Source organism: Pseudomonas sp. FG86, assembly GCF_057808775.1.
Map to the genome: position 1 here is coordinate 172,601 of NZ_JBMDIS010000006.1, position 13,987 is coordinate 186,587.

11 protein-coding genes are annotated in these 13,987 nt (G+C 60.8%); 3 read left to right on the plus strand and 8 right to left on the minus strand.

Features of this window, described 5'->3' with window-relative positions; genetic code table 11:
• Window positions 1-68: 68 nt before the first annotated feature.
• Window positions 69-833 carry a GntR family transcriptional regulator gene (locus ACODSV_RS06375; RefSeq protein WP_024076856.1) on the minus strand — a complete coding sequence of 255 codons (765 nt, stop codon included), beginning with the start codon at window positions 831-833 and terminating at the stop codon, window positions 69-71.
• A 360-nt stretch (window positions 834-1,193) separates the two neighbouring features.
• On the opposite strand from ACODSV_RS06375, the gene ACODSV_RS06380 reads away from it, so the two are divergent.
• Window positions 1,194-2,384: a benzoate/H(+) symporter BenE family transporter gene (locus ACODSV_RS06380; protein ID WP_150056528.1), complete on the plus strand. Its 1,191-nt coding sequence runs from the start codon at window positions 1,194-1,196 to the stop codon at window positions 2,382-2,384.
• A 36-nt stretch (window positions 2,385-2,420) separates the two neighbouring features.
• On the opposite strand, the gene ACODSV_RS06385 is transcribed toward ACODSV_RS06380, so the two are convergent.
• The gene (locus ACODSV_RS06385; protein ID WP_150056527.1) at window positions 2,421-2,765 is read right to left on the minus strand and encodes a YggL family protein; all 345 of its coding nucleotides are present in this window, start codon (window positions 2,763-2,765) and stop codon (window positions 2,421-2,423) included.
• Window positions 2,766-3,001: 236 nt separating this feature from the next.
• Between ACODSV_RS06385 and dacB the strand changes: the two genes are divergently transcribed.
• Window positions 3,002-4,462, plus strand: a complete 1,461-nt coding sequence (gene dacB / locus ACODSV_RS06390; RefSeq protein WP_024076858.1) for a D-alanyl-D-alanine carboxypeptidase/D-alanyl-D-alanine endopeptidase — start codon at window positions 3,002-3,004, stop codon at window positions 4,460-4,462.
• 64 nt (window positions 4,463-4,526) lie between these two features.
• On the opposite strand, the gene ACODSV_RS06395 is transcribed toward dacB, so the two are convergent.
• Both ACODSV_RS06395 and rlmKL read right to left on the minus strand, forming a co-directional pair.
• Window positions 4,527-6,911 carry a sensor domain-containing diguanylate cyclase gene (locus ACODSV_RS06395; RefSeq protein ID WP_150053907.1) on the minus strand — a complete coding sequence of 795 codons (2,385 nt, stop codon included), beginning with the start codon at window positions 6,909-6,911 and terminating at the stop codon, window positions 4,527-4,529.
• Window positions 6,912-7,051: 140 nt separating this feature from the next.
• Window positions 7,052-9,322 (minus strand): bifunctional 23S rRNA (guanine(2069)-N(7))-methyltransferase RlmK/23S rRNA (guanine(2445)-N(2))-methyltransferase RlmL, encoded by a 2,271-nt coding sequence (gene rlmKL / locus ACODSV_RS06400; RefSeq protein WP_024076860.1) that lies wholly within the window; start codon window positions 9,320-9,322, stop codon window positions 7,052-7,054.
• Window positions 9,323-9,853: 531 nt separating this feature from the next.
• Between rlmKL and rmf the strand changes: the two genes are divergently transcribed.
• Window positions 9,854-10,069, plus strand: coding sequence for a ribosome modulation factor (rmf, locus tag ACODSV_RS06405; RefSeq protein ID WP_002553055.1), 216 nt, complete (start codon window positions 9,854-9,856; stop codon window positions 10,067-10,069).
• A gap of 122 nt (window positions 10,070-10,191) precedes the next feature.
• On the opposite strand, the gene ACODSV_RS06410 is transcribed toward rmf, so the two are convergent.
• The 4 genes from ACODSV_RS06410 to sctC all read right to left on the minus strand — a co-directional run bounded on the left by ACODSV_RS06410 (window position 10,192) and on the right by sctC (window position 13,889).
• A complete protein-coding gene (locus tag ACODSV_RS06410; protein ID WP_069076766.1) occupies window positions 10,192-11,217 on the minus strand; it encodes a quinone-dependent dihydroorotate dehydrogenase in 1,026 nt (341 codons plus the stop codon).
• Between the two features lie 86 nt (window positions 11,218-11,303).
• Window positions 11,304-11,765 (minus strand): transglycosylase SLT domain-containing protein, encoded by a 462-nt coding sequence (locus ACODSV_RS06415; protein ID WP_024076862.1) that lies wholly within the window; start codon window positions 11,763-11,765, stop codon window positions 11,304-11,306.
• Entirely contained in the window at window positions 11,758-12,162 is a 405-nt protein-coding gene (locus tag ACODSV_RS06420; protein WP_102623539.1) for a winged helix-turn-helix domain-containing protein, read from the minus strand. The genes ACODSV_RS06415 and ACODSV_RS06420 overlap by 8 nt, the downstream gene beginning before the upstream one ends.
• Window positions 12,163-12,329: 167 nt before the next feature.
• The gene (gene sctC, locus ACODSV_RS06425; protein ID WP_411741548.1) at window positions 12,330-13,889 is read right to left on the minus strand and encodes a type III secretion system outer membrane ring subunit SctC; all 1,560 of its coding nucleotides are present in this window, start codon (window positions 13,887-13,889) and stop codon (window positions 12,330-12,332) included.
• Window positions 13,890-13,987 lie beyond the last annotated feature (98 nt).

A 13,987-nucleotide genomic window follows, 5' to 3' on the forward strand; every position in this document is an offset into this window, starting at 1 on the left:
CACAAAACAAATGTGGGAGGGGCGGTGCGACGATTCGACTTGCCCCCTCCCACATTCTTTAATCGGGTTTACAACTTTACAGGCGAACGCCCCGGCTTCTTGGTCTGCAACAAATGCGAGAACACCGCATGCAAATCATCCGACGCACTTTCCTCGTCGAGGTTGAGCTTGCTGTCGATGTGGTCCATGTGGTGCATCATCAAGTCAACTGCCAGCGCCGCGTCGCGGGCCTCGATCGCATCGATCAACTGGGTGTGTTCATCGTAGGAACAGTGCGAGCGATTGCCGCTTTCGTACTGCGCAATGATCAACGAGGTCTGGGACACCAGGCTGCGCTGGAAGCTGATCAGCGGCGCGTTCTTCGCCGCCTCGGCCAGCTTGAGGTGGAACTCGCCAGAGAGGCGGATACCGGCACCGCGATCGCCACGGGAGAAGCTGTCGCGCTCGTCGTTGACCATCTGGCGTAGTTCGGCCAGTTGTTCGGCGGTGGCGTGCTGCACGGCCAACTCGGTGATCGCTCGCTCTACCAGGCGCCGGGCGAGGAACACCTGGCGTGCTTCCTCGACGCTCGGGCTGGCCACCACCGCGCCGCGATTGGGCCGCAGCAACACCACGCCTTCATGGGCCAGGCGCGACAGGGCGCGGCGAATGATGGTACGGCTGACGCCGAAGATTTCGCCCAGTGCCTCTTCACTCAATTTGGTACCGGGTGCCAGGCGTTGTTCGAGGATCGCCTCGAAGATATGCGCGTAGACGATATCGTCCTGGGTTCCGCTGCGACCGGCCTTGCCGGCTCGCGGTTGTTTCTTGAGAGGTTGCAACTGTTCGTTCATGGGCACTCGGGTCGGGAGAACGGCGGCGAATTAACGGTAATACGGCAACTTTAAGGTAATACGGCAACAATGGGTCGCTGGCAAGTATCAGCTAAAAACACGGCACATTGTACACAACCCACTGCGCCAACACACTGTACGGCTGTTTGCGGCGCCGGCTGTATTGCAATGAGTAGTTACGTTTGAGTTTAGGCTTGAATCCAAGATTTCCCACGAACGACACCCCACTGTAGAAGCGAGCTTGCTCGCGAAGAATCCGAGCGCGTCGCGAACATCCAGGGCGCCCGCGTTATCGTTGACGCTTTTCGCGAGCACGCTCGTTCCTACAAGGAGGGGGTCAGGTAAAAGGAACACCTATCCATGACCGACGCCACCCAAGCGCCCTTGCGCCCGCTGGCCGACACTTCCGCGTCCGCCCTCGTCGCCGGCTTTATCGCCATGATGACCGGCTACACCAGCTCCCTGGTGCTGATGTTCCAGGCTGGACAAGCCGCCGGCCTGACCACGGCGCAGATTTCTTCATGGATCTGGGCGATCTCCATCGGCATGGCGGTGTGCAGCATCGGCCTGTCCCTGCGTTATCGCACGCCGATCACCATTGCCTGGTCGACACCGGGCGCAGCGCTATTGATCACCAGCCTGGGCGGCGTCAGTTATGGCGAAGCGATCGGTGCCTATATCACCTGTGCAGTGCTGGTGACCCTGTGCGGGCTGACCGGCAGCTTCGAAAAACTGGTCAAGCGTATTCCGGCTTCACTGGCGGCGGCCTTGCTGGCGGGCATTCTGTTCAAGATCGGCAGCGAAATATTTGTCGCCGCGCAACATCGTACCGGCCTGGTGCTGGGGATGTTTTTTACCTACCTGATCATCAAGCGCCTGTCGCCGCGCTATGCGGTGCTGGCCGCGCTGGTGATCGGTACCCTGCTGTCTGGCTTGATGGGCCTGCTGGACTTCAGCGGCTTCCACCTGGAAGTGGCGACGCCGGTGTGGACCACTCCGCACTTCTCGCTGGCAGCGACCATCAGCATTGGCATTCCGCTGTTCGTGGTGGCAATGACTTCGCAGAATATGCCCGGCGTCGCCGTGCTGCGCGCCGACGGCTATAACGTGCCGGCCTCGCCGTTGATCACCGTTACCGGCCTGGCCTCGCTGGTGCTGGCGCCGTTCGGCTCCCACGGGATCAACCTGGCAGCGATCAGCGCAGCCATCTGCACCGGGCCACACGCCCACGAAGACCGCAACAAGCGCTACACAGCGGCGGTCTGGTGTGGTGTGTTCTACGCAATTGCCGGCGTATTTGGCGCCACACTGGCAGCGTTGTTCGCAGCGTTACCCAAGGAACTGGTGCTATCGATTGCAGCGCTGGCCTTGTTTGGCTCGATCATCAATGGCCTGAGCATTGCCATGAATGAGCCAAAGGAACGGGAAGCGGCGCTGATCACCTTTATGGTCACGGCGTCAGGGCTGACGTTGTTTTCCATCGGTTCAGCGTTCTGGGGGATTGTGGCGGGGGTGTTGACGCTGCTGATTCTGAACGGGCGCAAGGCATAAAAAAACGGCGACCCTCGGGTCGCCGTTTTTTCAGTATCACTTAGCCGCGTTGATCGGCTTTTCCGGATACCACACGTCCAGCAGCTGGCTGACTTCAGCCTTGGTCAGCTCGGAGCGGGTTTTCAGCCAGGCTTCAACAGCAGCACGCTGCTCTTCGGAGACCGAGCCACGCTTCTGCAGGCAAACCAGACCGTAGTCGTCGCCGCCAACATAACCCAGGCCGTTGGCTTCCATGGCTTCTTTGATGAATGCTTCGAGGAAAGCGTCGATAGCTTCTTCACTCAGGCCTTCGTTGAAGTCCAGGTTCAGTTCGAAACCCAGCTCTTGAAATTCATCAACGCACAGTTTTTTGCGCAGACGCTGGGAACGGTTAGTCGCCATTGGAACAATCCTCATAAGTAATAACGGGCGGCACTTTAGCAGTTTAAGGTGGCGATTGCCCGACTCTCTGGTACAGGCGGCCAGCTACACGCAAAAAAAACGCCGATTAGCAGCTATCGTTCAGCTACAACGGGCTCCACCTTGGGGCATAATGCCGACACTTTCATGACCAATGAGGGATTTTCTTACATACCCCTCGCCTTTTCCCCCTCGTCAGCAGCAGGGTCTTATTCCTTATGATCAAATCTTTGCGTCCATTACTGCTTGCCGGTTTTCTCCTGCCACTGAGTTTTTCCATTACCGCCGCGCCGATCAACAACACCCTGCCGCCCAGCGTCGCGCAGGCCCTTCAGAAAGCCAAGCTGCAAAACACCGCGCTGTCACTGGTGATGATTCCCCTGAACGGCCCCGGTACCCCCACCGTATTCAATGCCGACGTCTCGGTGAACCCGGCCTCGACCATGAAGCTGGTCACCACCTATGCGGCCCTGGAAATGCTCGGGCCCAACCACCAGTGGAAGACCGAGTTCTACACCGACGGCACCCTCAGTGGCGGCGTCTTGCACGGCAACCTCTACCTCAAGGGCGGCGGCGACCCCAAGCTGAACATGGAAAAGCTCTGGCTGTTGATGCGTGACCTGCGCGCCAATGGCGTGCAACAAGTCACCGGCGACCTGGTGCTGGACCGCAGCTTCTTTACCCAGCCGCAACTGCCGGAGTTCAATGACGACGGCAACGACGAAAACAAGCCCTTCCTGGTCAAGCCCGACGCTCTGCTGGTCAACCTCAAGGCCCTGCGCTTCGTGACGCGCAACGATTCGGGGCGGGTGCTCGTATCGGTCGAGCCGCCGATCGCCAGCATTCGTATCGATAACCAGGTCAAGGTCTCCAACGCCAAGCAATGCACCGGCGATGTGCGCTACAACCCGGTCACCGCCGCGGACGGCAGTGTCACCGTCACCGTCAGCGGCCAACTGGCTGAAGGTTGCAGCTCACAAACCTATTTGTCGTTGCTGGACCACGCGACCTACACCGCGGGTGCCGTTCGGGCAATCTGGCAGGAGCTGGGCGGCACGATCCAGGGCCGCGATATCCAGGCGCCGGTGCCCAAGGATGCCAAGGTGCTGGCCCGTGCGTTTTCACCAGACCTGGCGGAAATCATCCGCGACATCAACAAATACAGTAACAACACCATGGCCCAACAGCTGTTCCTGAGCCTGGGCGCGCAGTTCCGCAACGACGCGGACGGCGACGACGCCAAGGCTGCCCAGCGAGTGGTACGCCAGTGGCTGGCAAAGAAAGGCATCACCTCGCCGCACCTGGTGATGGAGAACGGTTCCGGCCTGTCCCGTGCCGAACGGGTCAGCGCCCGTGAGATGGCTGAGATGCTGCAAGCGGCCTGGAGAAGCCCTTACGCGGCGGAATACATCAGCTCGCTGCCGATTGCCGGCACCGACGGCACCATGCGCAAACGCCTGAAGACCACGGCGATGCGCGGCGAAGCCCATGTCAAGACCGGAACCCTGAACACCGTGCGCGCGATCGCCGGGTTCAGCCGCGATAACAATGGCAATACCTGGGCCGTGGTGGCGATCCTCAACGATACGAAGCCATGGGGTGCGTCGTCGGTACTGGACCAGGTGCTGCTGGACCTGTATCGCCAGCCGAAACTGGCGGCGGCAGCGCCCGTTCTCTAGGCCACACCGCCGTCCTCCTGTGGGAGAGGCTCGTGCCCTCCCACGGGTGCTCCGGCGTCGGTCCTCAAGCCTGTACTTCCTCTGCGGCCACTCGGTCCCTGCCCGCCTGCTTGGCCACATACACCGCCGAGTCAGCACGCAACAGCAAACCGTCAACGCCTTCATCCACCCGCCAGCTCGCCACCCCGAAGCTGGCAGTCACGATGCCCACCGGTTCCATTGGCGCACTGCGCAACGACTGCCATAACTCCATCGCCAGGCGGTAGGCCTGCTCGCCATCAGTGTTGGGGCACAGCACCATGAACTCCTCGCCACCCAGGCGGCAGAACACATCCGTACGGCGCAGACGCTGGCCGATGCGTTTGCACAGCTCCTGCAACACGCCGTCGCCGACCCCGTGCCCATGCTGGTCGTTGATTCGCTTGAAGTGATCGATATCCAGCATGATCACCGATAGCGCTCCGGCCGTGCGGTTGAGGCGGAGCATCTCGGTCTTGAGGCGATCCTGGAAATACCGACGGTTATGGATGCCGGTCAGGGAGTCGGTGATGGACAACGTACGCAGCTCTTCTTCCACGCGCTTGAGGTCGGTGATATCCGACACATAACCGTGCCACAACGTACCGCCTGCCGGCAGTTCTTCCGGTGTGGCTTCGCCTCGAATCCAGCGCAGGCCTCGTTGTGGCAATTGCACGCGGTACTCTTCGCGCCAATGGCTCAATTGCAGCGCCGACAAACGAATCGACGCGCGTACCCGCTCCACATCCAGGGGATGAATGCGCTCGAAGACTTTCTTCGCATCCTGCTGCAACATCCCGGTCTCGATTTCATAAATATCGCGCATGCCATCGCTGGCGTAGATAAAGCGCCAGTTATCCTGGGGCTCCAGGGTGAACTGGAAAATCCCGCCAGGCACATGGGCGCTGAGTTTTTTCAGCAAGCGATCCCGCGCCGCCAATGCCTCGTAAGCGCGCTTTTGCTCAGTCACATCCAGGTAGATCGCCAGGTATCCCACCCATAAACCGTGGTCATCCAGCAACACCGTGCCGAGCATGTTGACCGTCAGCTGGCTGCCGTTCTCGCGAACCAAGGTCCATTCACTGGCCTCATGCTGGCTGTCCGGGCTTTCCACCAGCATCGCCTGGCTCGGCGGGATCCGTTTGCCCAGCGCCACGCTCAAACTGGTGGCCCGCGCTTCCAGTTCTGCGGGCACATGCAGGCTTTCAAGCGTCGAACGCCCCAACACCTGCTCGGCCTTGAAGCCAAGCATCTGCTCGGCGCCGGCGTTAAATGTATTGATCACCCCACGCAGATCAGTGGCAATGATCGCCACCTGGGTGGCGGCATTCAATACGCTGCGCAACTGGCCATGGGCGCCGCGCAATTCCTGTTCACGGGCGCGTAACTGCATGGTGCGTTGTTGCACCAGTTTCAACGCACGTTGGCGCTGGCTGACAAGGACGTAGAGCAAGGCGCTGAGTAACAGGCTAAGCAGCCCGCCCATGGCCAGGATCAACGCCAATGATGAGTAATTGGCCTGCTCGAACATCTCGCTGGGGCGCAAGCTAAGCGCGTAGACATGGTCGCCCAGGGTCAGGCGGCGCACGGCGCTGAGGTCGCTGTCGACCCGTGCGCTACCGGACTCGTACAACAGCCGCTGTTGCAGGTCGGATGTGTCGACAATCTGCATCGCCAGGTTATCGCGGTCGGGTCTGGGCAGGCCCTCGGCCACCAGTTGGCGCATGCTGATCACAGCCATTACAAAGCCGTGGGGCTCAGTCGCTCCATGGGCCGTGACCGGCGCCACCAACAACACCCCGGTGGCGTAGGCGGGTTCCACACCCACCAATTGCATGGGTTGCGACACCGCCAGCTTGCCGCTCTTTTGCGCACGCTCAAGGGCCGAGCGGCGCAGGGGTTGGGCCAGCAGGTCAAAGCCCAGGGGCGAGACGAGCAGGCTCAGGGTCTGGCTGTACAGCACCGGTACGTATTCATCACGCTCGGCGGCGGGTGCCAGTTCGCCGTTTGCATTCAGCTCGCGAATGTTGAAGGGCGTACCGCGCTGGCGAGACACCTGCTGCTCAAACAGCTTGCGCTGATCACGCGACACCCGTGGTGCCCACGCATAGGCGCGGGCGCGCTGCAGCAAGGGCTGGGCGAAACCCTCGAATTCTTCGCGGGACACTTCATCGGAGTTGACGAAGAAACGCCGCAGGCTTCCCAGGCGCTGCTCCTGGTCCTCGAAACGCTCTTGCAGGCGGCTGAATCGCTCGTTGACCAGCAACTGGAAACGCTGGCGCTCCTGTTGTTGGTCGAGGTCGGACGCCGCCCAGGCGACGATGGTTGTCAACGTACAACCCGCCAGTAATACCACCAACGCCACCAGCCAAGCCGACGCCTGCTCACTGATAAAGCCTAGGATTTTCGGGCGAACGGCTTGCAACGACATAGGCAACACTCACAACGCCAGCGTGCGGGGGGTGTCACTTTGGCTAGGTTTTAGTTATAGCCATCGGTCCAGGGTTTGACCAGCGTAAAAAAAGCCGCAAGCCCGGAAAAATCCAGGCTTGCGGCTCATGAGCCGGACAATCAACGCGCGGTGATTTTCCAGGCCCGGTGGATCTTGGCATTGCGCGCAAAATCCGGGTCGATGGTCTTGTCGCTGATTTCCTCCACCGCATAGCGTGCGCTGAGGTTGTCCTCCAGTTGGAACTTGCGGAAGTTGTTCGAGAAATACAGCACGCCGCCCGGTGCCAGGCGGGCCATGGCCAGGTCGAGCAACTGCACGTGGTCACGCTGCACGTCGAAGATACCTTCCATGCGCTTGGAGTTGGAGAAGGTCGGTGGGTCGATGAAGATCAGGTCGAACTCATCGCGGCTGGCTTCCAGCCACGCCATCACATCACCCTGCTCCAGGCGGTTCTTGTCGGAGAAACCGTTGAGCGAAAGGTTGCGACGTGCCCAGTCCAGGTAGGTCTTGGACAGGTCGACGCTGGTGGTGCTGCGCGCACCGCCCTTGGCCGCATGCACACTCGCCGTGGCGGTGTAGCAATACAGGTTGAGGAAGCGCTTGCCGGCCGCCTCTTTCTGGATGCGCATGCGCATCGGGCGATGGTCGAGGAACAGCCCGGTGTCGAGGTAGTCGGTCAGGTTGACCAGCAACTTCACGCCGCCTTCGCTGACTTCGGTGAACTTGCCCTGGGCGCTCTGGCGTTCGTACTGCTTGGTGCCGCTCTGGCGCTCGCGACGCTTGACCACCACGCGGCTCTTGTCGATGTTCAACGCCTGGGGAATGGCCGCCAGGGCATCGAACATGCGCGCCGAAGCTTTCTCCGGGTCGATGGACTTCGGCGCAACGTATTCCTGCACGTGCACCCAATCGTGGTACAGGTCGATGGCCATGGAGTATTCCGGCATGTCGGCATCGTACACACGGTAGCAGTCCACACCTTCACGCTTGGCCCACTTGCCCAGTTGCTTGAGGTTCTTTTGCAGGCGGTTGGCAAACATCTGCCCGCCTTCGCTCAAGCGCGCCTGCTCAACCACAGGGGCCGGCGCGGGCGCAGGTTTGATCGGGTTGCCGTTCTTGTTGTACTGGCGCTCTTGCGGCTCAGTCGGGGCCTGGTCATAAGCCGCTTGCTCACGTTCGGCCTGGCGCTGTTCCGGGGTACGGCGTTCGCCGGTGACGAACTGGTCCGGGTTGACCTTGATCAGCAACAGTTTGCACGGCAAGGCGCCGTTCCAGAACGCATATTGCTTGTGGCTGCGGATACCCATGCGCTTGCCCAGGTCCGGAGCACCGGTGAACACCGCGGCTTCCCAACCCATGCACGCCTGGCGCAGGCGCTCGCCGAGGTTCTGGTAGAGGTACAACAGGCTGGCTTCGTCACCCAGGCGTTCGCCGTAGGGTGGGTTGCAGATCACCAGGCCTTTCTGGTTCTGGTCCGGGCGCGGCTCGAAGGTGCCGACTTCGCCCTGATAGATCTTGATCCAGTGGCTGAGACCGGCACGCTCGACGTTGTTACGCGCGGGCTGGATCAGGCGCGGGTCCGCCTCGTAGCCACGAATCCACAGCGGTGGCTTGTTCATGCCGATGGCGGCACGTTCGCTGGCTTCGGTGTGAAGCTTTTTCCACAGCGCCGGCACGTGACCGAGCCAGGCGGTGAAGCCCCACTGCTCGCGATTCAGGTTGGGAGCCATGTCGGCAGCGATCATCGCGCCTTCCACCAGGAAGGTACCGACACCGCACATCGGGTCAGTCAGCGCGCCGCCTTCAGCCGCAATGCGCGGCCAGCCGGCGCGGATCAGGATCGCGGCCGCCAGGTTTTCCTTCAATGGTGCAGCACCCTGCTGCAGGCGGTAACCGCGCTGGTGCAGGCTGTGGCCGGAGAGGTCCAGGGACAGGATCGCTTCGCCACGGTCCAGCCGCAGGTGGATGCGCAGGTCCGGGTTGATCTTGTCGATGGACGGACGTTCGCCGGTTGGGGTGCGCAACTTGTCGACGATCGCATCCTTGACCTTCAGCGCACCGAAGTGGGTGTTATCGATGCCTGAACCATGCCCGCTGAATTCCACGGCCAGGGTGCCGTCGGCGACCATATGGTCTTGCCACTCGATATCCAGCACGCCGTGGTAGAGGTCTTCGGCGTCCTTCATCGGGAAGCGCTTGAGCACCAGCAATACACGGTTGGCCAGGCGCGACCAGAGGCACAGGCGGTAGGCGGTTTCCATGTCGGCCATGCCGCGCACGGCCGAGGTGTGCTCGCGGGCTTCCTCAAGGCCAAGCCCGACGGCTTCCTCGATCAGCAGGCCTTCGAGGCCCTTGGGGCAAGTGAGGAAGAGTTCAAAACGGTCCGACATGGGCAATCCAGGCTTTTCAGCAATAAATGAACGGGCAACGCATCGCCGGTTCGGTTTTCAATCAGGCACTTTTCTTGAAGAGTGCCCGCGTGGCACGAATGTGCCGTCCCACCCCGCCTGCCGGGCCTTTTGGCCTTGATTGACGGGGCAGATAGATCATCTGATGAAACAAAAAGAAATATTCCGACCCTTCGTCGAATAATAACCGACTGCAACGGGCGGTCTTTCTCACTAAGGGACTGAACCAATCCTCTTCGCAGGGCACATCATAGCTGGCTTTACCCCATAAATGGGGCGAAAAGCCAGCCCAGCTTATGGCTATAGCATCGTTATCGTTACGTGCTTATGACAAAACGATCATTGAATCCATGTGACCTATTGGTTAGAACTCAACACAGGTTGGCGCCGTAACGGTGTCGACACTTTGGCTCGCCACGCCGGCAGCGAGCCCACCAACGGCAGAAAAACTCTGCCCGGCCTCGGACGAGGCCGAAGGATATCTAGACAGTCAACAAGTGAGGGAAACACCCTATGAGAAGACTTAAGCGTGATCCGTTGGAAAGAGCATTTTTACGCGGATATCAATATGGCGTTCATGGCAAATCCCGTGAGCTTTGCCCATTTACTCTACCGTCGGTACGCCAAGCCTGGATCAACGGCTGGCGAGAAGGACGCGGCGACAACTGGGACGGTATGACAGGCACTGCGGGCATCCACAGACTCAACGAACTTCACGCCGTCGGCTAATCAAGGGCATTTAATTCCGACACCACCACGAATATGTAACGACTTAACCACGCACGCCTTATCCAGGCGGCGGGCTTCGGCCCAGGGGCTCCTCTTAAGGAGCCCTTTTTATTGCGCGCCTCTCAGGCCTTGGGCAAGGCTGCAATGGCATCCACCGACTGACGAATCAACGCCGGGCCCTTGTAGATAAAGCCGGAATACAACTGCACCAGGCTCGCGCCCGCGGCGATTTTTTCGGCTGCGTGCTTGCCTTCGGTGATACCGCCCACCGCGATGATCGGCAAACGCCCCGCCAGCTCGGCTGCCAGTACCTTGACGATGTGCGTGCTCTTATCCCGAACCGGCGCGCCTGACAGGCCGCCCGCCTCGTCACCATGGGCCAGGCCTTCGACACCCACGCGGCTGAGGGTGGTATTGGTGGCAATCACCGCGTCCATCCCCGACTCCACCAGGGCCTGGGCCACCAGCACGGTCTCTTCATCACTCATGTCCGGGGCGATCTTGATCGCCAGGGGCACACGCTTGCCGTGGCGTACCGCCAGGTCTTCCTGGCGCTGGCGCAAGGCTTCGAGCAATTGCTTGAGGGAGTCGCCGAACTGCAGGCTGCGCAAGCCCGGGGTGTTGGGCGAGCTGACGTTGACCGTGACATAACTGGCGTGGGCGTAGACCTTGTCCAGGCAGATCAGATAGTCATCCACGGCACGCTCGACCGGCGTGTCGAAATTCTTGCCGATATTGATCCCAAGGATGCCCTTGTACTTCGCCGCCTGAACCCGCGCCAACAGATGATCAACCCCCAGGTTGTTGAACCCCATGCGGTTGATGATCGCCTCGGCTTCCGGCAAGCGGAAAATCCGTGGCTTGGGGTTGCCCGGTTGTGGGCGTGGGGTCACCGTACCGATTTCAACAAAACCGAAACCCAACTGCGCAAAACCGTCGATTGCCGCGCCGTTCTTGTCCAGGCCGGCAGCCAGCCCCACCGGGTTGGGAAAGTCGAGCCCCATCACCGACACCGGCATTTTCGCCGGTGCCTTGCATACCAGGCCATTGAGCCCCAGGCGGCCACCCGCACCGATCAGGTCCAGGGACAGATCGTGGGAGGTTTCCGGAGAGAGTTTGAACAACAGCTGGCGGGCCAGGGTATACATGGGCGGGCTAGACTCGGATGGCGGCGAAAGGTGGCGGCGATTATAGCCGGGGTGATGGGCTGCATGCGAGGCGTGCCGCCCAATCGTCAGTTGCGCAACGCCACCAGCTCCTCATAGCGCGCCCAGATCTTTTCGGCATAGCGCATGCGCAACGCTTCCCGCTCGGGCCCCATCCCCGCCCCCACATTGTAGGAACCCACGGCCGTCCAGTTGTAGCCAAAGCGCTCGATGAACTGCGCAAGAATGGACGCACCCACCTCCACCGAAAGGCAAGGTTCACTCAACAGGCGCTCTTCGGTAATGCCTTGCTTGAGCAGGCGCGGCAAATGAATACTGTTGATCTGCATCAAACCGATATCGCGGGTGCCATTGCTGTTGCTGTAATTCATCGCATGCGCGCGGTACCCCGACTCCACCGCTGCAATGGCCTGCAGCAATTCAGCTTCGATGTCATAGCGGGCTGCCACCTCTTCCCAGCAGTAAGCCAGTGCCTCATTGCTCCACGCCAGCACCGCCAGCAACAGGCCGGTGTACCAGGGTTTACCCATGACTCACCTGGCCGCAGGCCGAACATATGCGGCCCACGCGCCCCTGCCCGGCCCGGCGCGGCTCATGCTCCTCGATACTCACGGCACAGGTGAAACGATAGCCCCTGCCATAGATCGTCTTGATGAAGCCCTTGTCCGCCCTGAGGTGCTTACGCAAGGAATAGATGCAACGGGTCAACGACTCCTCCGCAACTTCCCCATGGGGCCATGCCAGTTCCAGAAGCCGATCCTTGGTCATCAGTTCGCCGCCGGAAACCAGCAGCAGCCGCAGCACGTGCCACTCCTTGGGCGGCAATTGAATATCCACGCCGTCACCGGTCAACCGGCCATCACCGTGAAGGGTCCAGCGCGCAAAAAACAGGGTTGCCGTCGTCATTCGCTCACTCAAGACGGTCATACATACCTCTGCATCCGACTACTGACATTGAAGGGCCTCATTGCCAGTGCCGGCCAAACCACGAGAGACATGACTATAGAAATCTGGCGGTCGAACCACGCTAGGAAAAAACCCATACATCCGAGGCTTTGTGGGAGACCATGCGTAAGACGTTTCTTCATCACCCCTCACTGAGCATCACTGTCGAGATAAACCTCATGCCGCTCCCCTTCGATCGATCCGCCTGTGGGCTGACGATCATTGAAGGGCTTTGCGACAGGCCGAACGAACGCACGTTGCACGCGCTCGTATTGAGCCTGGGTCAGGAGGGGCGGCCCCACGGCGCCGTTGAGTGTTCTCGGTTCGTGACCTACCGCCCGAGCCTGGATCACGAATAGGCGCACCTCGCCTCCACGGCTTGCCACCTTGCCCCGCGCCAAGGACTCGGCGTCACGCTGAAAGCCCCCTATCCACAGGCGCCGGCCCTGAGGCACCCGAATCACCGTGCTGATGCCCACATTCCCCACCACAGGCGATTGTTTACGGTTCCGGCCCTTGCCCAGTTGCTGACCATCGACAGCGTTGATCTGCATCTCGATTTCATTGCCATGGGTGAAGCGCGGCAACACGCTGACCTGGGTGCCGTACCGAACGGGCTGCCAGTCGCCACCGTCTTCTCCAGGTCGTGGCAGGTAAAAAGTCTGGTTGTCCTGGAATACGGCGGGAACATTTTCCTGGGCCAATATCACGGGCAGTGTCACCACCCTGGCCCGCCGTCGACGCTCCAGCGCAGTGACCAACGCCATGAAGCGATTATCTTCCGAAGGCTCCAGCACTCGCGTCGCCGCGGCTGAAGGGTTGGCCTCGTCAGGCCAGCCCATCTCCATCTTCCTGAGTTCCTCGCTGTCCACGTCCACCAGCCATAACGACACCTCAATGGCCCGCTTGGGCATATCCAGTTCCGCGACGAGTCGTTCGATAAAACGCACCTGGGCAGGGGTGCCCTTGATCAACAGGCTGTTGGTATCCGGGTACGCAAATACCGAAAGGCTCTTGTCAGCCAGCATGTCATTCGCTGGTTGCGGGTTACGCCTGCGCTCGTTGGCCAACAGGGTCTCGATCATCGACGCCACCCCCGGCACATTCACGTGGTCATCGCCCATGGCGTACCGACGGTCAGCCACGTGGGTGTTGAACACCTGCACCACACCGAATGTGTGGGGGCCCACGCGTAAATCAGCCTGCGGCCGGTCCAGCGTTTGCGCGAGCCGCAACACCTGGTCCACATAGTTCGACGGCCCGGCCACATAGAACATCCGCTCCCCGCTCTGTCGCAGGGGGTGACGCGAATCATCCAGGCCCGAGCGGCGCATGAGCCCAGTCAACTTTTCAACGGAAATATGCCGCAGCGCCACTGCCGAACTTTTCGCCTCGCCGGCGTCGTAGAGGTGCAGCACCTGGCCATCGCTGTGCCAGATCAGGCCGTATTGCCGGGCAACCGCCTCCAGGACCTGCCGCGCGTTGCCGAAGTCGTAGGTGCCGCTGATGCGTCGGCGGGCGGCCTCCCGGCTGACGACGATAGGCAGGCCGAAGGGCACTGACAACGCGGTAAAAAACGTGTGAAGGCTTTCATCCTGTGCCTGGTAGGTCTCCCCCCACGCAGACGCGCAGCCCAGCATCAGTACAGCGCATAGCAGCCAGCGGCAAGGCCAATGAACGGTCGTGGTTGCGGATAAGTCAGCGTACACCGTGGGATTCCTGGGCGGTCTGGCGTAAAGAGTCAGCCATACTGAAAGCCGGCCGGGTTTCAATCTTGATGAAAAGTTGACGGCGAACGGCGCCTGTC

Bases quoted from the DNA above. Each gene is read 5' to 3' on its own strand.
- dacB (WP_024076858.1), top strand. From the start codon at position 3,002: ATGATCAAATCTTTGCGTCCATTACTGCTTGCCGGTTTTCTCCTGCCA.
- rlmKL (WP_024076860.1), bottom strand. From the start codon at position 9,322: ATGTCGGACCGTTTTGAACTCTTCCTCACTTGCCCCAAGGGCCTCGAA.
- ACODSV_RS06410 (WP_069076766.1), bottom strand. From the start codon at position 11,217: ATGTATACCCTGGCCCGCCAGCTGTTGTTCAAACTCTCTCCGGAAACC.
- ACODSV_RS06385 (WP_150056527.1), bottom strand. From the start codon at position 2,765: ATGGCGACTAACCGTTCCCAGCGTCTGCGCAAAAAACTGTGCGTTGAT.
- ACODSV_RS06420 (WP_102623539.1), bottom strand. From the start codon at position 12,162: ATGACCGTCTTGAGTGAGCGAATGACGACGGCAACCCTGTTTTTTGCG.
- ACODSV_RS06380 (WP_150056528.1), top strand. From the start codon at position 1,194: ATGACCGACGCCACCCAAGCGCCCTTGCGCCCGCTGGCCGACACTTCC.
- ACODSV_RS06395 (WP_150053907.1), bottom strand. From the start codon at position 6,911: ATGTCGTTGCAAGCCGTTCGCCCGAAAATCCTAGGCTTTATCAGTGAG.
- rmf (WP_002553055.1), top strand. From the start codon at position 9,854: ATGAGAAGACTTAAGCGTGATCCGTTGGAAAGAGCATTTTTACGCGGA.
- ACODSV_RS06375 (WP_024076856.1), bottom strand. From the start codon at position 833: ATGAACGAACAGTTGCAACCTCTCAAGAAACAACCGCGAGCCGGCAAG.
- ACODSV_RS06415 (WP_024076862.1), bottom strand. From the start codon at position 11,765: ATGGGTAAACCCTGGTACACCGGCCTGTTGCTGGCGGTGCTGGCGTGG.